Below are 16348 nucleotides of genomic sequence, written 5' to 3'. Positions count from 1 at the left end.
CATGACGGTTCTCTACAAGGCCAACATGGTGCGCGGTGCGGAGTGGGCGCGCTACTTCGCCGAGCGCGCGCCGGACGTGCCGTTCCGGGTCTGGCCGGATATCGGCGATCCCCAGGCGGTGCGCTATCTGGTGGCGTGGCAGCCGCCGGACGATATCGCGGCGATGTTCCCCAATCTCGAGCTGGTGTTCTCGGTCGGTGCCGGCGTAGATCAGTTCGACATCACCAAGCTGCCACCGCATGTTCCGCTGGTCCGCATGATGGAGCCAGGCATCACCGATCGCATGGTCGAATATGCCTGCATGTCGGTGCTGGCGCTGCATCGCGATCTCGTGCAGTTCATCGCCCAGCAGCGCGATCAGGTCTGGCGCGAGCTCCCCGCGACGTACACAGGCGAGCGGCGTGTCGGCGTCATGGGGCTCGGCCTGCTCGGCCAGGCCGTGCTCGAGCGGCTCAAATCGTTTGGCTTCTCGCTTGCCGGCTGGAATCGTTCCCCGCGCAGCATCGATGGCGTCACCTGCTATGCGGGTACGGACGCCTTGCCGGATTTCCTGGGGCAGACCGACATTCTGGTCTGCCTGCTGCCGTTGACGTCGGAGACGCGCGGCATCCTCGATGCAAAACTGTTCGGCCAGCTGCCGCGCGGCGCGCGGCTGCTCAATGTCGGGCGGGGCGGGCATCTGGTCGAGGCCGACCTGATCGCAGCGCTCGACAGTGGCGTGCTGTCGGCCGCCGTGCTCGATGTCGCCGAGCCCGAGCCGCTGCCTGCCGGCCATCCGTTCTGGAGCCATCCGCGCATCTTGCTGACGCCGCACATCGCCAGCACGACGAAGCCGGAAACGGCCGTCGACTACGTGCTCGACACCATCGCGCGCCACCGCCGCGGCGAAGAGCTGCCGGGGCGTGTCGATCGTGATCGCGGTTACTGAGGGCGCGATGATGATGGGAACATCGGTGCCGCCACGAGCTCCTCTTACCTCTCCCGCTTGCGGGGGAGGTCGGCGCGCAGCGCCGGGTGGGGGCTTTCTCCTCTCAGGGGTTCTCGTTTGTGGAGACACCCTCTCCCCAACCCTCCCCCGCAAGCGGGGGAGGGAGCGCACCGTCTCCGCGGCAGGCACTGGAGGCATCGCATGAGCATTGGTGCAACCAGACCCGATCATATCGCTGCCGCCGCACAGGCGCCCGTGCTCTCCGTCTCCGGCCTGACCACGTCCTTCATGCGCGAGCAAGAATGGATTCCCGTCGTCCGCAACGTCTCGTTCGACGTCGCGCCGGGGGAAACCGTGGCGATCGTCGGCGAGTCCGGCTCGGGCAAGAGCGTCACCGCGCTGTCGATCATGCGGCTCATTCCCAGGGAGAGCGGCCGCATCGAGGGGCGCGTCATGCTCGCCGGCCGCGATCTGCTGGCACTGCCCGAAGCTGACATGAAGGACATCCGCGGCAACGACGTCGCCATGATCTTCCAGGAGCCGATGACGAGCCTCAATCCGGTGCTCACGATCGGCTTCCAGATTGCGGAAGCGCTGATCCAGCATCGCGGCCTGTCGCGGGCGGCGGCGGAAGCCGAGACCATTCGCCTGCTCGACCGCGTCCGCATTCCCGCGGCGAAATCGCGCTTCCACGAGCATCCGCATCGCTTCTCCGGCGGCATGCGCCAGCGCGTGATGATCGCGATGGCGCTGGCCTGCAAGCCAAAGCTCCTGATCGCGGATGAGCCGACCACCGCACTCGACGTCACCATCCAGGCGCAAATTCTGGAGCTGCTGAAAGAGCTCCAGCAGGAGGAGGGGATGGCGATCCTCTTCATCACCCACGACATGGGCGTGGTCGCCGAGATCGCTGATCGTACCGTGGTGATGTATGGCGGGCAGGCGGTGGAGACCGACGCGACCCCAAAGATATTCGCCGCACCCTCGCATCCCTATACCCGCTCGCTGCTCGCCGCCGTGCCGCGTCTCGGCTCGATGGACGGGCGGCCGCGGCCGATGCGCTTTCCGATCGTCGACAGGGTGACGGGCACCTCGGATGAGCCGACGGAGACGCCGGATACGGTCTCGAATGCCGAGCGCCCGCTGCTCGAAGTCTCCAACCTCACGACGCGCTTTCCGATCCGCTCGGGCCTGTTCGGCAAGGTGTCGGGCCGTGTCCATGCGGTCGAGAACGTCTCCTTCACCCTGCGCGCCGGCGAGACGCTTGCGCTGGTCGGCGAGTCCGGCTGTGGCAAGTCGACCACCGGCCGCTCCATCCTCAAGCTGATCGAGCCCGATAACGGCACCGTCCTGATCGATGGACAGGACGTCCTCGCGATGAGCGGCCGCACCTTGCGCGACTTCCGCAAGAAAATGCAGATCGTGTTCCAGGATCCCTTTGCGAGCCTCAATCCGCGCATGTCGGTGGGCACTGCGATCGCAGCCCCCTTGCTTGCGAACGGGCTCGCCACCGCGTCACAAGCCCGCGACAAGGTCGCCGACCTGCTCGTACGCGTTGGTCTTGCCGCCGACATGGCCGCGCGCTTCCCGCACGAATTCTCCGGCGGCCAGCGCCAGCGCATCTGCATCGCGCGCGCGCTCGCGCTCGGGCCGAAGCTGATTGTCGCGGACGAGGCGGTCTCGGCACTCGACGTGTCGGTCAAGGCACAGGTCGTCAATCTCATGCTCGACCTCCAGGCCAGCATGGGCCTTGCCTATCTCTTCATTTCCCACGACATCGCCGTGGTCGAGCGCATGAGCCACCGCGTCGCGGTGATGTATCTCGGCGAGATCGTCGAGATTGGCCCGCGTGCCGACGTGTTCGGCAATCCGCAGCATCCCTACACCAGGAAGCTGATGGCCGCCGTGCCGGTGCCCGACCCCGCACGCCGCGGCACCAGGCGCGAGGTCGCGAACGACGAGATCAGGAGCCCGGTGCGTGCGCCGGACTACCAGCCGCCGGTCCGGCAGTATCGCGAAGTGTCGCCGGGGCATGTCGTGCAGGCGTGGGATGACGGCGATTGGTCATGACGAAGAGACGCAGGGAAACTCCCCGCGGTCAAGTTGTGTCCGGGACCTGGCTCAGATCGCACTCTCGGGATCGGTCAGCAGTTTGCTCAGCAGCCGGCCGCTCGGCGGCAACGGCCGGTTGATCGCCGAGATCAGCGAAAACTGCGTCGTGTAACGAAACGCCTCGGCGCCGGTGACTTCCTCCAATTGGTGGATAGGGCGCAGCATCTCGACATAGTGCCTCGGCAGGAAGCCGACAAATCCGCCGCCGACCAGCATCGTCGCCACCGCTTCCAGTCCGAAGGCGACCGCGCGTTGCTTGATATGAAGCCGCCGGGCGAGATTTTGCGTGCGCCGGTCGTTTGTCCGCGTCACCAGAACCACACCGTCGCTGCGCAAGGACTCCAGCGCCAGCGGCCTGGCCGCAGCCGTGTAAAGCCGGAACTCCTCGGCAAAGAGCGAGACATATTCGAGCTTGCTGTTGACGGCGGGCTGGCCGCTGATGGCCAGATGCAGTCGCCGCTCCAGCACGTCCTCGACCAGCGTCGTCGGCAGTCCGATCGCGATGTTCAGGGTGACATCAGGCGCGGCGGCGCGAAACCGCGCCAGCGTGTCGGCCAGCCTGCAATGCGGGTTGGACAGGCAGTTGTCCGCGATGCCGATCTTCAGCTCGCCTGACAGGATGTTGCGAGCCAGATTGAGCTCGTGATGCACCATTTCGAGCGCGTCGCAGGCTGCGATGCTGGCGAGCAGGGCCCTCTGGCCGAAATCGGTCAGCTCGAATCCGGAAGGACCGCGAAAGCAGAGCCTGCTGCCGAGGCGGGTTTCGAGCGCGAGCAGATGCCGGCTGATGGTCGATCGCTCCATCCCGAGCTGGGCTTCCGCCGCGGTCAAGCCGCCGGCCTCGGCGACGGCGCGAAAGATCCGCAGCAGCCTGAGGTCGGTCTCCGTGAGCTGCGGAACGGGTGCCGGCGGGACGTGCTTCATGTTGCGATTCCTACAAGCATGGTTTCGGGAAAAATCATTCCGGGCGCTGCGCGCTCCGCGTTACCGTCGCTGAACATCCGGACGATGCGCAGACCGCTCGCGTGGCGGCCAGATGCCGATTTGTTCGGCAAGACCAACCTGCTGTGACCTGGAGGACCTATGGTTCTGCCCCTGACGGTGCCGCCTTCGCTCAAGCACCAGAGCCTGCTCTGGTCGCCAATCTGCACCGATCTCGACGCTCTCGACGCGCACATTGCCATCCTCGGCATTCCCTACGGCAGCGCCTACGATGCCGCCGCGATCACCAATGATCAGTCGAAGGCACCCGATGCCGTCCGTTCGGTCACCGATCGCATCTGTCGCGGGCTGGAGCGCTACGATTTCGACGTCGGTGGTCCGATCTACGGCGGACGTGCCTTGAAAGTGGTCGATGTCGGCAACGTGCCTGCCGACATGACCGATCTCCGCAGCCACTCCGTCCGCGCTGAACAAGCGGTAAGCAAGATCCTTGCCGCAGGCGCCATGCCCATCACCATCGGCGGCGACCACGGCATTCCGATCCCGATTCTGCGCGCCTTCAAGGGCCATGGTCCGATCACGCTGATCCAGATCGATGCTCATATCGATTGGCGCGACGAGGTGAACGGCGTTCGCGATGGCCTCTCGAGCCCGATCCGGCGGGCCTCCGAGATGCCCCACATCGGCGAGATCTTCCAGATCGGCATCCGCTCGTCGGGCAGCGCACGGACCGAGGAGGTCGAGGCGGCGGCGGCCTACGGCTCCAACATCATTCCGGCGTTCGAAGTGCACGACAAGGGTATCGAGTCGGTGCTCGACCGGATTCCGGAGGGCGGCCAGTACTACATCACGATCGACGCCGATGGCCTCGATCCGACCGTCATGCCTGCCGTCGAGGGCCCGGCTCCTGGCGGGCTCACCTTCCATCAGGTGCGCAAGCTCATCCACGGCCTGGTGCGCAAGGGGCGGGTGGTCGGCATGGACATCGTGGAGATCACGCCTGCCATCGACGTCAACATGATCACCTGCATCACCGCCGGACGCCTGATCGTGAATCTGATCGGCGCCGCGGTGAGGGCGAATTATTTCGACGCGCCGCCCGCCTGAGGCGGCGACAATCCTTGCGACCATCGACAACAGAAGGATCAGCCATGCGGAAGACCAATCGCACGATATTCGGCATCCTGGCCGGCAGCGCCTGCCTCGCGCTGGTCGCGAGCCAGCCTGCTTTCGCGGAAACGACGCTGGACAAGATCAAGCGGACCGGCGAGTTGACGGTCGGCACTGAAGCCGCCTTTCCGCCGTTCGAATTCGTCAAGGACGGCAAGATCGTCGGCTACGGCTCCGACATCCTGGCCGAGGTGGTCAAGGAGTTCGGCGTCAAGAAGCTGAACCAGCTCGACCTGCCCTGGCAGGGCATCCTGCCGGGCGTGCTGGCCGGCAAGTTCGATTTTGTCGCGACCACGGTCGGCATCAACGCGGAGCGCGCCAAGCGTTACGCCTACACCATGCCGATCGCCGACGGCTTGCCTTACGCGATGAAGCGCAAGGGCGACAAGCTCGCCAAGGTGGAAGACCTCAACGGCAAGGTGGTCGCAACGCAGCTTGCCTCGTCGACCGAACCGGTCGCGCGTGCGCTCGATGCCAAGCTGAAGGCCGCGGGCGGGACCGGCTTCAAGGAGCTGAAGCTCTTTACCGCATATCCCGAGAGCTACGTGGCGCTCGCGAACGGCGAGGTCGACGCCGTGCTCCAGCCGCTGCCGAGCCTTGCTGCGCTGGTCAAGGACAAGTCGGATGTGTTCGAGTTGATGGCGCCGATACCTCAGGACGGCGTGCACCCCTATCTCGCCTGGGTGACGCGGCCTGATGACAAGGACCTCAGGGACGCCATTTCTGGGGTGATCCGCAAGATGCGCGACGACGGCCGCCTCGTGGCCCTTCAGAAGAAATGGTTCGGCTTCGAGATGACGATCCCGGATCAGGACTATCTGCCGCCCGGAGCCCTGTAGCCGTTCGCGCGGCGACCAAGGGAGAACGGCGGACCAGGCATCTTCCGACAGGAAAGGCCCGTGCCATGGGCTTCAAGCTCGACTTTCTGCTGTCGATCCTGCCTCGCCTGATCGGTGCGGCGGCCGTGAACATCCGGCTGGCTGCTATCATCATGCTGCTGGCGCTTGCGCTCGGCACCGCTCTCACGATCGTTCGCGCGCAAAAGATCGCTTTGGTCAATGCGTTCATCGCCGTCATCATCAGCTTCGTGCGCGGTACGCCGCTCCTGATCCAGATCTTCATCGCCTATTACGTGCTTCCGGCGATTGGGCTCGACCTTTCGCCGGAAGTAGCTGGTATCTCGGCCATCGCTTTCAACAGCATGGTCTTCGTCAGCGAGAGCATGCGCGGCGGTCTCGCCACCATCGACACCGGTCAGATCGAGGCTTCGACGGCGCTCGGGCTCCCGCCGCATGCCATCTGGCTCAAGGTGGTGCTGCCCCAGTTGTTCCGGCGCATCGTGCCGGTCCTGATCAACGAGGCGACGATCGTCGTGAAAGGCACCGCGCTGCTGTCGGTCATCACGGTCGTCGACGTGCTGCGCACGGCGCAGCAGATCGCCAGCTCCAGCTATCGGCCGTTCGAGACCATGGTCGGTTCGGCGCTCGTCTTCCTCGTCATCAATCTCGTCATCAGCCTGTCCGGCAGGCTGGCGGAGAGCCGCTTCGCCGCGGCGCGGGTCTGACGCGATGCATTTCGATCCCGCCGTCCTGGTCGATTACTGGCCGCTGCTCCTGCAAGGGGCCTGGCTGACGCTCCAGGTGGCGGCCATGGCCCTCGTGATAGGCTATGTCGCGGGCATCGCGGTTGCCCTGATCGCACTGATGCCGGGGTGGCTGCCGCGCCTCGTCACCGGCTGCTATGTCGAAATCCTGCGCAACATCCCCTTCATCATCATTCTCTTCGTGGTCTATTACGGCTTGCCATTCTGGGGCATCCGGCTGCCGGCGACCCTGGTCGGGACCGTCGCGCTGGCGCTGTTCGCCAGCGCTTACTATGCGGAGATCGTGCGTGCTGCGATTCTCGCGCTGCCGCGTGGCCAGTTCGAAAGTGCGCGCGCCATCGGCATGTCGCCGATGAGTGCGATGTGGCACGTGGTGGCGCCGCAGATCCTGCGCACTTTGGTGCCGCCGTCCACCAACATGACGCTGACGATGATGAAGGAATCGTCCGTCCTGTCCTCCATCACGGTGCCGGAGCTCACCTATCAGAGCCTCGTGGTGCAGGGGAACACTTTCGCTCCCTTCGAGGTGTTCGCGGCCGTTGCGTCGATCTACTGGCTGATCGCGGCACTCATCGCGGAAGTGTCAAGGCGGCTGGAACGCCGTGTCGGGGCCGTTCAGGCCGAGGCGACCAGCCGCAACCGGATCGCCGACCGCTATCTCTCGCTGGTTGCGAGGAGGTCGTGATGAGCGCTGCGCCCGTCCTCCGCGTGTCCAACCTGACCAAGCGCTTTCACGGCGTCACCGCGCTCGATCAGGTCTATCTCGACGTGCATGCGGGTGAGATCGTCGCGCTGATCGGCCCGAGCGGATGCGGCAAGAGCACCCTGCTGCGCTGCCTGACCTGGCTCGAGCAGCCCGACGACGGCTTCATCGAAGTCGCGGGCAAGCCATTGGGGCGCGAATTGATGCCGGGCGGCGTGGTGCGCCGCCAGAGCCGCCGGCAGATCGACGCCCTGCGCCCGCAGGTCGGCATCGTGTTCCAGCAATTCCAGCTCTGGCCGCACATGACGGCACTCGAAAACGTGGTGCGGCCGCAGATCGTGGTGCTCGGCCGTCCCCGGGCCGAGGCGACGCGGCGCGGCACGGAGCTGCTGACGCGGCTTGGCCTTGCGGACCGGATCGACCGCCATCCGCACGCGCTTTCCGGCGGACAGAAGCAGCGCGTGGCCATCGCCCGCGCGCTGGCGATGGATCCGGCCCTGATGCTGTTCGACGAGCCGACCTCGGCGCTCGATCCGGAACTGGTCGGTGAGGTGCTCGCCGTGCTGCGTTCGCTCGCAGGGATCGGCATGACCATGCTGGTCGTCACGCACGAAATCGGTTTTGCGGCGAGCCTCGCCGACCGCATCGCGTTCATGGACCACGGCCGCATCCTCGAGGAGGGGCCGGCGCGCGACATCATGGCCGCGCCGAAGGAGCCGCGTCTGAAAAGCTTTCTCGACCTGGTGCGGACGGACCGTCGCATCGCCAGGACAACAGCCAACCCCACGGAGTAATGCCATGTCTCGCATCAACCGGCCCTATGTCGGGATCCCGTCCTTCCTGCGCGCGCGGATCTGCGAGGATGTGTCGATGCTCGAGGCGGCCATTGCCGTGCTCGGCGTGCCCTTCGATGAAGGCTCGCCGTTCATGCCGGGCAGCCGCCTGGCGCCGCGTGCGCTGCGCGAGCACTCGCTGCGCTTCTACGGCAGCGGCAAGGGCTATTATGACCCGGAGACGAGGCGCGAATATCTGGTCGAGGAGATGTCACAGGGCCTGATCGCCGATGTCGGCGATGTCGACATCCATCCGGCCAACGCGCCGCGCACCTTCGAGAACATCACCGCCATGGTGCGCGGGATTCTCGATCGCGGGGCGCTTCCCGTGGTGCTCGGCGGCGATCATTCGATCACCTATCCGGTGTTTCGCGCCTTCGACGAGAAGCTGCACGTCATCCACTTCGATGCCCACACCGACTACGCGCCGTTCGAGAACGACCTGACCATCACCAACAGCCATGCCTTTCGCCATATCGCCGGCATGGACAACACGCTCAGCCTGACGCAGGTCGGCATCCGCAGCCTGCGTCATTCGCCGGCGCAGGTCGAGGACGTCATCGCCGGTGGCAACCGGATCATCCCGATGGGCGAATTCCGGCGGATCGGTCCGGAGGGCATTGCCGCGCTGCTGCCGGCCAATTCCCGCGTCTATGTCAGCATCGACGTCGACGCCATGGACATGTCGCTGGTCCCGGGCTGTGTCTCGGCCGAGCCGAACGGGATGAGCTATGTCGAGCTGCGCGACAGCCTGAAGGCGATCGCCGAGCGGCACGACATCGCGGGCTTCGACTTCGTCGAGGTCAATCCGCCGCTCGATGTCGGCACCGGCGTCACCGCCTATCTCGGCGCGCTGACCGTCATCGAATTCCTCGGCCACATCTGCGCCCAGCCGCGCTGGGCCGCGCGCCGCGGCGCCCGTCGCGCCGCGTGAGCCTCACGAATTGACGTGCACGAAATCCCGCAGCAGCGGATAGATCTCGTTGTTCCAGCGCTTGCCCGAGAACACGCCGTAATGGCCGACGCCGGCCTGCATGTGGTGGACGCGGCGATAGGCGCGCACGCCAGTGCAGAGGTCTTGCGCCGCGAGCGTCTGGCCGATCGAGCAGATGTCGTCCTTCTCGCCCTCGACCGTCATCAGGCCCATGCGGCTGACGGCCTTGGTGTCCACCGGACGTCCGCGATGCATCAGCTTGCCCTGCGGCAGCAGGTGCTCCTGGAACACGTCGCGCACGGTCTCGATGTAGAACTCGGCCGGCAGGTCCATCACGGCGAAATATTCGTCGTAGAAGGTCTTGATGCTGGCCGCCTTCTCCTTCTCGCCCTTGGCGATGTGGTTGGCGAGGTCCATGTGCTGCTTGATGTGGCGCTCGAGATTCATCGAGACGAAGGCGGTGAGCTGCACGAAGCCCGGATAGACCTTCCGCAGCGCGCCGCGGCATTGCACCGGCACGTAGTTGATCAGGTTCTGCTCGAACCAGTCGATCGGCCTGCTCTTGGCGAATTCGTTGACCCGGGTCGGCTGGATCCGTGTGTCGATCGGCCCCGCCATCAGCGTCAGCGTCGCCGGGCGCGAGGGATGGTTGCCCTCGCACATGACGGCGGCGGCCGCGAGCGCCGAGACCGAGGGCTGGCAGATCGCCACCATATGCGGGCGCGGGCCGAGCTGGCCCAGGAAGTCGATGAGATGATCGGTGTAGTCGTCGAGCCCGAAGCGGCCCTCGCTGCGCGGGATGTCGCGCGGATTGTGCCAGTCGGTGATGTAGACGTCGTGGTCCTGCAGCAGCGTCTTCACCGTGCCGCGCAGCAGCGTGGCAAAGTGGCCTGACATCGGCGCCACCAGCAGCATGCGCGGCTGCTCCGCGACGCCCTCCTTCTTGAAATGCAGCAGCGAGCCGAACGGCGTCGCGTAGGCGATCTCCTCGGTGACGGCGACCTCGCGGTTGCCCACCATGACGCTGTCGATGCCATAGGCCGGACGGTCATAGGTGAGGGTGGAGCGCGAGATCAGCTCCAGCGCGGCCGAAAGTCGGCCGACCACCTGGTCCGACATGCCCTGGGGCACCAGATGGAGGAATCTGAGTGCGGACGAGGCCCCGGCTCGAAACGGCGCCGTCAAATCCATGTGGTTCTGAAAGGCCTGATAATACATCGACATCATTCTGAAACGCCCACCTGTCCCGTGCTGCTATGCAATATCGAAGCCAAACAAGAGTCAAATCGCCCTCAAAATTGGCACGTCGCTTGCTGTTCATTTCGTGGGAAGCTCAGGTAATGGGCACCGCCGCGGGCCGGGCGGGGGCAGTTCACAGGCGTAAGGGAAGGGCCACATGGCAAAGGCGACACTGACCATCAGCAGCAAGAACTACTCGTCCTGGTCGCTGCGTGGCTGGCTGCTGACGAAGTTTTCCGGGCTCGATTTCGAGGAGATCGTGACCGCGCCCGACGACGCGTCGGCACGCGCTGAAATCCTGCTGCTGTCGTCGTCGATCCTGGTGCCGTGCCTGCGGCACGACGGCGCTACGGTGTGGGATACGCTGGCGATCGCCGAATATCTCAACGAGGCGATGCCGGACGCGGGCCTGCTGCCGGATGATCGCGTCCAGCGCGCCCATTGCCGCTCGATCTGCGGCGAAATCCATTCCGGCTTCACCACGCTGCGGGCCTCGCTGCCGGTCAATTTGAAGGGGCACTTCCCCGGCTTCAAGATCTGGTCGCGCGCCCAGGCCGACATCGACCGCGTCTGGGCGATCTGGCGCGACTGCCTGGAGAAATCCGGCGGCCCGTTCCTGTTCGGCGAGCGGCGCACCATGGCGGACGCGATGTACGCCCCGGTGGTGACGCGTTTCGTGACCTACGACGTCAAGCTCGAGCCGCGCCTGAAGGCCTATGCCGATACCATCATGGCCATGCCCGAGATGAGGGAATGGATCGCGGCGGCCAAGGAGGAGCCGGCCGAGATCGAGGAGCTCGAGGTCGAATATTAGGCAAGGCCAGCTCCGCCTGCCTGTTTCAGGAGCGGGGACTGCAGGGGGACGGCGCCCGGAGCCATGCCTTTTCCGCTGTTAACCTTTGGCGCCGGCTCCAGACCAGAGCCCGCGCACCCGTCCGGTACATATTGTGCGCGCCGGCAGGCCCTCACCGACATCTAGCCGTGAACAGGCGTGGACAGGGCGATTCGGCTGATTCGGACGCGATTCGTTCGAACCGCGTTCCGAAGGTTAAGGCGGAGCGCCGCCCCGTCGCATTTTGGAACAGAAGCGGCCGTCAGGCGACGCCGGAGTGCTTCATGCGCGGCAGGCGCCAGCCGATCACGGTCGCCTCGACCGCGATCCCGGCCTCGTGGTTCTGCCAGCGTCCCTCGACATAGCGGCAGGCGAACGGCAGCTGATACGTCCCGCTGTGATCCTCGCACAGCACTTCGACCGGCAGACCAGGTGGCGGTTCTCCGGCGCCGTCGAATTCCGCCAGACGTCTATCGCGCGTTGCCATTCCAGAAATCTCCCCTAAACAAAGCCGCGGAAAGAGCGCCCATTTCTCCCGCGCGCGGTTCACTGCTCCCCGTCCAAAGGGAACACGCCAAGCTCAACGCGAGAATGCGGTACGAGTGTGGTAGCCTCTCGCGACTGCGCTCAAAAAGCGCACATTGACGTGATCAATTTGACGAGGAACCCCGCATGCTGCTTCGAAGCGCCGGCGCGTGTTGCGCGATGTTGCTGCTCGCCACGCAGGCCGCTGCGCCCGTCCGCGCACAGGACGTGCCCGGCATCGAGATCTGCACCGTCGAGAAGACCATGGAGCGGCGCACCAGCTGTCTCCAGAGCAATGTCGATTTCCTGCAGAAGACGATCGGCAAGCTGACGCTGGATCATCAGCAGAAGCTGGATGCGGCCAACCGCCAGATCGACGCGTTGAAGACCACGATCGCCGGCTTGCAGAAGACGCTCGGCGATCTCCAGGCCGCGCAGACCAAGCTCGCGGATGACGTGAAGAAGAAGCAGGACGCGCCGCCGCCGAAGGATGCGAAGTAAAATGCTGCCGTGTCCCGGACGCGGCGCGGCATGAAATGACGCGACGCAGTTTCGTAGGGTGGGCAAAGCGTAGCGTGCCCACCATGTCCGGCGAAATCGTGGAGAGATGGTGGGCACGGCGCAAGTGCGCCTTTGCCCACCCTACGATTCCGCGCCCTGCGACTGTTCGACCAGCAACGCTGGCATACCATCCCGCTTGCTTGGCAAGCCCCGGTGACTTTGCCATAACCGCAGGCAAATCTTGCGTGTGGGGCCCTGTGCCGGACATCCCGTGCAAGCCATAACAAGCAGCCGGGAGGGTCCCTCATGTCCAACATCCGTGTTCTCGCCACCGACCTGGAATTTCCCGAAGGGCCGGTCGTGATGCCCGATGGTTCGGTGGTGCTGGTGGAAATCCGTGGCCAGCGCCTGACCCGCATTTATCCCGATGGCCGCAAGGAGATCGTGGCGAAGGTGCCGGGCGGCCCGAATGGCGCGGCGCTCGGCCCCGACGGCAAGATCTACATCTGCAACAATGGCGGTTTCTCCTGGATCCCGACCGGCAAGATGATCATGCCGGGCCCGCAGCCTGAGGATTATCTCGGCGGCTCGATCCAGCGTGTCGATCTGCAATCCGGCAAGATCGAGACTGTCGTCACCAGATGCGGCGAGCACGATCTGCGCGGGCCCAATGATCTTGTGTTCGACAGGCACGGGGGCCTGTGGTTCTCCGACCTCGGCAAGCGCCGCCCCCGCGAGATGGATGTCGGCGGCATGTACTATCTGAAGCCCGGCATGAAGGAGATCGTGGAGGTCGTGCACGGCGTGCTGCCGGCCAACGGCATTGGCCTGTCGCCGGACGAGAACACCGTCTACATCGCGGAGACGCCGACCGGCCGGCTCTGGGCCTATGAGCTGTCCGCGCCCGGCACGCTCAAGCCGCGCGAGGTGATCTATCGCGGCGAGCGCGGCAAGCCGATCTGCGGCCTCGGCGGCTACCAGATGTTCGACTCGCTCGCGGTGGAAGCTGGCGGCAATATCTGCGTCGCCACGCTCGTCTCCGGCTGCATCTCGGTGATCGCGCCCGACGGCACCCTGGTCGAGCAGGTCCCGACCGGCGACCGCGTCACCACCAACATCGCCTTCGGCGGCCCCGAGCTGAAGACCGCCTATATCACGCTGTCAGGCAAGGGCGAGCTGATCGCCATGGACTGGCCGCGCAGCGGTTTGCCTCTCAATTTCCTAAACAAGTAAACGGTGCTAGTGAGCGTCATTGCGAGCGAAGCGAAGCAATCCAGGAATGCGTCCGCGGTGACAGTCTGGATTGCTTCGTCGCTTCGCTTCTCGCAATGACAACGGAGAGAGACTTCAAATGCCCTGGCCTGATCCCATCACCCTGCGTGGACAGCACGCCCGTCTCGAGCCGCTGTCGCAGCAGCATCGCGAGGGGCTGACGGAGGCCGTCAAGGACGGCGAGCTGTCAAAGCTCTGGTACACCGCGATCCCGCTGCCGGAGAACATGGGCAAGGAGATCGACCGCCGGCTGGCCTTGCAGGCCGCAGGCTCGATGCTGCCGTTCACGGTATTCGATGCCGGCGGCGACATCGTGGGCATGACGACCTACATGAACATCGACGCCGCCAACCGCCGCGTCGAGATCGGCTCGACCTGGTATGGCAAGGGCGCCCAGCGCGGGCCGCTCAACACCCAGTGCAAGCTGCTCTTGCTCCGGCATGCCTTCGAGACGCTGAACTGCATCGCGGTCGAATTCCGTACCCATTTCTTCAATCACCAGAGCCGCCGCGCCATCGAGCGCCTCGGCGCCAAGCAGGACGGCATTCTGCGCAGCCATCAGGTCGCGCCGAACGGCACGCTGCGCGACACCGTTGTTTACAGCATCACCGCTGCCGAATGGCCGACGGTGCAGGCGCATCTCGAATTTCAACTCAACGACAAGCCGCGCTGAAGGCGGCCGAGGCACCATGGACAGATTTGATTATGTGATCGTCGGCGCGGGCTCCGCCGGCTGCGTGCTGACCAGCCGGTTGAGCGAAGACCCCAACACCAGCGTCTGCGTGCTGGAGGCGGGCCCGAGCGACTGGCATCCCTACATCCATCTGCCGGCGGGTTTCATCAAGACCTTCCACATGAAGAGCATCAACTGGGCCTACCAGCAGGAGGTGGGGCCCTGGACCGGCGGCCGCAGCATCTACGCGCCGCGCGGCAAGACGCTCGGCGGCTCGTCCTCGATCAACGGCCACATCTACAATCGCGGCCAGCGCATGGATTTCGACACCTGGGCGCAGATGGGCAATCGCGGCTGGGGCTATGCCGACGTGCTGCCCTACTTCAAGCGGCTGGAGAAGCGGGTCGGCGAGGGCGAGGACACCTATCGCGGCCGCGACGGCAACCTCACCGTCACCACCATGAACTGGCGCGATCCGCTCTGCGAGGCCTTCATGGAAGGCGCAGTCTCGCTCGGCATTCCCCGCAATCCTGACTATAACGGCAAGACCCAGGAAGGCGTCTCCTACTGCCAGCGCACCATCGACAAGGGCCTGCGCGTCTCCGGCGCGACCGCGTTCCTCAAGCCCGCGATGAAGCGGCCCAACGTGCACGTGCACACCCATGCGCACGCGACCGAGATCATCTTCGAAGGCAAGCGCGCCGTCGGCGTGCGCTACACCAAGGGCGGTCGTGGCGGCACGCCGGTCGAGGTGCGCGCCAACAAGGAAGTCATTCTGTCCGGCGGCACCTATAATTCGCCGCAACTGCTGCAGCTCTCCGGCATCGGCTCGCCTGATCTATTGCAGCAGCACGGCATCGCCGTGCGCCACGCGCTACCGGTTGGCGAGGGCCTCCAGGACCACTACGCGCCGCGCACGGTGGCGCGCGTAAAAGACATCAAGACCATCAACGAGCTCCGCCGTGGCCTGTCGCTCTGGGTCGAGGCGCTGAAATGGGCCACTACGCGCGGCGGCCTGCTCTCGCTGTCGCCGACCATGGTCTATTGCTTCTGGCACTCCGGCGAGAGCGCCGACAGCTCCGACCTCCAGCTCACCTTCACGCCGGCGAGCTACAAGGAAGGCGTGCAGGGCCAGCTCGAGGACGAGCCCGGCATGACGGTGGCGTCCTGGCAGCAGCGCCCGGAGAGCCGCGGCTATGTCCGCATCCGCTCCAATGATCCGTTTGCGCCGCCGATCATCCAGACCAACTATCTCGACGCCGAACTCGACCGCCGCGTCATCGTCGGCGGCATGAAGCTCGCGCGGCGCCTGCTGAAGTCCGCGCCGCTGTCGCCCTACTACGCCTACGAGGATTTCCCCGGCCCCAACATCAACACCGACGACGAATTCCTCGCCGCCGCCACCGAACGCGGCACCACCACCTTCCACCCCGGCTGCACCTGCCGTATGGGCCCGGCGGATTCGACCTGGGCCGTGGTCGACGACCAGCTCCGCGTCCACGGGCTGGAAGGGCTGCGCGTGATCGACGCCTCGGTGATGCCGCGCATGATCTCGGCGAACCTCAATGCCTCCACCATGATGATCGCCGACCGCGCCTCGGACCTGATCCGCGGCAAGCTGCCGATGGAGGCCGCGCGCATTCCGGATGTAGCAGTGGCGTAGGCAGATCTCGTGCCCCGGACGCAGCGCAGCGCTTCTTTAGCGGTGCGCTGCAGAGCCGGGGCCCATGTCTCCGCGTAACCCGTTTCGCCTCCTGGGTCCCGGCTCTGCGCAGCAGCGTTGCACGCTGCTGCGCGTCCGGGACACGAGAGTGTGCCGGCACATTGCCCGTCGGGCAAAACACCCGCCACCCCGTCAATCCCTTCCCGCAAAAATATTCCACTTTACCGAAATTCGGAATTGCGGCATGAGTCGAAACAGCCCGGCCCAACGAAGAGGGACGGTTCGCGAGTCGTTCGAAACGCGGGCCGGGTTGCGGTGGACGCGGCAGCGTCGTGCGCGAGAGGCGCGGGCAGGGCGGGTAGTCCCTGTGAGCCCGAGGCTTCGTGCGGACGAGCGGCGCAAAAGTCCGGCGAAGCCT

Annotated in this window: 16 protein-coding genes; 13 read left to right on the top strand and 3 right to left on the bottom strand. The window is 65.4% G+C overall.

Going from position 1 to position 16348, the window contains the following annotated elements; genetic code table 11:
• The first annotated feature begins 1 nt into the window (after position 1).
• Together PMI42_RS32095 and PMI42_RS32090 are read left to right on the top strand one after the other, a co-directional pair.
• Entirely contained in the window at positions 2–928 is a 927-nt protein-coding gene (locus PMI42_RS32095) for a 2-hydroxyacid dehydrogenase (protein WP_008142743.1), read from the top strand.
• 201 nt (positions 929–1129) lie between these two features.
• A complete protein-coding gene (locus PMI42_RS32090; protein ID WP_008142741.1) occupies positions 1130–2998 on the top strand; it encodes an ABC transporter ATP-binding protein in 1869 nt (622 codons plus the stop codon).
• A 51-nt stretch (positions 2999–3049) separates the two neighbouring features.
• On the opposite strand, the gene PMI42_RS32085 is transcribed toward PMI42_RS32090, so the two are convergent.
• On the bottom strand, positions 3050–3964 hold the full coding sequence (locus PMI42_RS32085) for a LysR family transcriptional regulator (RefSeq protein ID WP_008142739.1): 915 nt from the start codon (positions 3962–3964) through the stop codon (positions 3050–3052).
• 159 nt (positions 3965–4123) lie between these two features.
• On the opposite strand from PMI42_RS32085, the gene PMI42_RS32080 reads away from it, so the two are divergent.
• The 6 genes from PMI42_RS32080 to PMI42_RS32055 all read left to right on the top strand — a co-directional run bounded on the left by PMI42_RS32080 (position 4124) and on the right by PMI42_RS32055 (position 9225).
• Positions 4124–5089 carry an agmatinase gene (locus PMI42_RS32080; protein WP_008142734.1) on the top strand — a complete coding sequence of 322 codons (966 nt, stop codon included), beginning with the start codon at positions 4124–4126 and terminating at the stop codon, positions 5087–5089.
• A gap of 44 nt (positions 5090–5133) precedes the next feature.
• Positions 5134–5991: a transporter substrate-binding domain-containing protein gene (locus PMI42_RS32075; RefSeq protein ID WP_008142732.1), complete on the top strand. Its 858-nt coding sequence runs from the start codon at positions 5134–5136 to the stop codon at positions 5989–5991.
• A 65-nt stretch (positions 5992–6056) separates the two neighbouring features.
• Positions 6057–6716 (top strand): amino acid ABC transporter permease, encoded by a 660-nt coding sequence (locus tag PMI42_RS32070; RefSeq protein WP_008142730.1) that lies wholly within the window; start codon positions 6057–6059, stop codon positions 6714–6716.
• A 4-nt stretch (positions 6717–6720) separates the two neighbouring features.
• Positions 6721–7440 (top strand): amino acid ABC transporter permease, encoded by a 720-nt coding sequence (locus PMI42_RS32065; RefSeq protein ID WP_008142727.1) that lies wholly within the window; start codon positions 6721–6723, stop codon positions 7438–7440.
• On the top strand, positions 7440–8252 hold the full coding sequence (locus PMI42_RS32060; RefSeq protein ID WP_008142724.1) for an amino acid ABC transporter ATP-binding protein: 813 nt from the start codon (positions 7440–7442) through the stop codon (positions 8250–8252). The genes PMI42_RS32065 and PMI42_RS32060 overlap by 1 nt, the downstream gene beginning before the upstream one ends.
• A gap of 4 nt (positions 8253–8256) precedes the next feature.
• Positions 8257–9225, top strand: coding sequence for an arginase family protein (locus PMI42_RS32055; protein WP_008142722.1), 969 nt, complete (start codon positions 8257–8259; stop codon positions 9223–9225).
• Between the two features lie 3 nt (positions 9226–9228).
• Here PMI42_RS32055 and PMI42_RS32050 read toward each other — a convergent pair whose 3' ends face one another.
• A complete protein-coding gene (locus PMI42_RS32050; RefSeq protein ID WP_008142720.1) occupies positions 9229–10452 on the bottom strand; it encodes a polyhydroxyalkanoate depolymerase in 1224 nt (407 codons plus the stop codon).
• Between the two features lie 169 nt (positions 10453–10621).
• Here PMI42_RS32050 and PMI42_RS32045 point away from each other — a divergent pair, with 169 nt between their 5' ends.
• Positions 10622–11278, top strand: a complete 657-nt coding sequence (locus tag PMI42_RS32045; protein ID WP_008142717.1) for a glutathione S-transferase family protein — start codon at positions 10622–10624, stop codon at positions 11276–11278.
• A gap of 280 nt (positions 11279–11558) precedes the next feature.
• Here PMI42_RS32045 and PMI42_RS32040 read toward each other — a convergent pair whose 3' ends face one another.
• Positions 11559–11783, bottom strand: a complete 225-nt coding sequence (locus PMI42_RS32040) for a hypothetical protein (RefSeq protein WP_008142715.1) — start codon at positions 11781–11783, stop codon at positions 11559–11561.
• Positions 11784–11968: 185 nt separating this feature from the next.
• Here PMI42_RS32040 and PMI42_RS32035 point away from each other — a divergent pair, with 185 nt between their 5' ends.
• The 4 genes from PMI42_RS32035 to PMI42_RS32020 all read left to right on the top strand — a co-directional run bounded on the left by PMI42_RS32035 (position 11969) and on the right by PMI42_RS32020 (position 15930).
• Positions 11969–12322 carry a hypothetical protein gene (locus PMI42_RS32035; RefSeq protein ID WP_008142714.1) on the top strand — a complete coding sequence of 118 codons (354 nt, stop codon included), beginning with the start codon at positions 11969–11971 and terminating at the stop codon, positions 12320–12322.
• Between the two features lie 306 nt (positions 12323–12628).
• Positions 12629–13555: an SMP-30/gluconolactonase/LRE family protein gene (locus PMI42_RS32030; protein ID WP_008142711.1), complete on the top strand. Its 927-nt coding sequence runs from the start codon at positions 12629–12631 to the stop codon at positions 13553–13555.
• Between the two features lie 118 nt (positions 13556–13673).
• Positions 13674–14267, top strand: a complete 594-nt coding sequence (locus PMI42_RS32025; protein ID WP_008142708.1) for a GNAT family N-acetyltransferase — start codon at positions 13674–13676, stop codon at positions 14265–14267.
• 16 nt (positions 14268–14283) lie between these two features.
• Positions 14284–15930, top strand: a complete 1647-nt coding sequence (locus PMI42_RS32020; protein ID WP_008142707.1) for a GMC family oxidoreductase — start codon at positions 14284–14286, stop codon at positions 15928–15930.
• Positions 15931–16348: the final 418 nt, after the last annotated feature.

Source organism: Bradyrhizobium sp. YR681 (assembly GCF_000282615.1).
GTDB lineage: Bacteria > Pseudomonadota > Alphaproteobacteria > Rhizobiales > Xanthobacteraceae > Bradyrhizobium.
Note: the sequence above shows the minus strand (reverse complement) of the source record. Positions and strands in the feature narration are given on the sequence as shown.

Bases quoted from the DNA above. Each gene is read 5' to 3' on its own strand.
- PMI42_RS32095 (WP_008142743.1), top strand. From the start codon at position 2: ATGACGGTTCTCTACAAGGCCAACATGGTGCGCGGTGCGGAGTGGGCG.
- PMI42_RS32090 (WP_008142741.1), top strand. From the start codon at position 1,130: ATGAGCATTGGTGCAACCAGACCCGATCATATCGCTGCCGCCGCACAG.
- PMI42_RS32085 (WP_008142739.1), bottom strand. From the start codon at position 3,964: ATGAAGCACGTCCCGCCGGCACCCGTTCCGCAGCTCACGGAGACCGAC.
- PMI42_RS32080 (WP_008142734.1), top strand. From the start codon at position 4,124: ATGGTTCTGCCCCTGACGGTGCCGCCTTCGCTCAAGCACCAGAGCCTG.
- PMI42_RS32075 (WP_008142732.1), top strand. From the start codon at position 5,134: ATGCGGAAGACCAATCGCACGATATTCGGCATCCTGGCCGGCAGCGCC.
- PMI42_RS32070 (WP_008142730.1), top strand. From the start codon at position 6,057: ATGGGCTTCAAGCTCGACTTTCTGCTGTCGATCCTGCCTCGCCTGATC.
- PMI42_RS32065 (WP_008142727.1), top strand. From the start codon at position 6,721: ATGCATTTCGATCCCGCCGTCCTGGTCGATTACTGGCCGCTGCTCCTG.
- PMI42_RS32060 (WP_008142724.1), top strand. From the start codon at position 7,440: ATGAGCGCTGCGCCCGTCCTCCGCGTGTCCAACCTGACCAAGCGCTTT.
- PMI42_RS32055 (WP_008142722.1), top strand. From the start codon at position 8,257: ATGTCTCGCATCAACCGGCCCTATGTCGGGATCCCGTCCTTCCTGCGC.
- PMI42_RS32050 (WP_008142720.1), bottom strand. From the start codon at position 10,452: ATGATGTCGATGTATTATCAGGCCTTTCAGAACCACATGGATTTGACG.
- PMI42_RS32045 (WP_008142717.1), top strand. From the start codon at position 10,622: ATGGCAAAGGCGACACTGACCATCAGCAGCAAGAACTACTCGTCCTGG.
- PMI42_RS32040 (WP_008142715.1), bottom strand. From the start codon at position 11,783: ATGGCAACGCGCGATAGACGTCTGGCGGAATTCGACGGCGCCGGAGAA.
- PMI42_RS32035 (WP_008142714.1), top strand. From the start codon at position 11,969: ATGCTGCTTCGAAGCGCCGGCGCGTGTTGCGCGATGTTGCTGCTCGCC.
- PMI42_RS32030 (WP_008142711.1), top strand. From the start codon at position 12,629: ATGTCCAACATCCGTGTTCTCGCCACCGACCTGGAATTTCCCGAAGGG.
- PMI42_RS32025 (WP_008142708.1), top strand. From the start codon at position 13,674: ATGCCCTGGCCTGATCCCATCACCCTGCGTGGACAGCACGCCCGTCTC.
- PMI42_RS32020 (WP_008142707.1), top strand. From the start codon at position 14,284: ATGGACAGATTTGATTATGTGATCGTCGGCGCGGGCTCCGCCGGCTGC.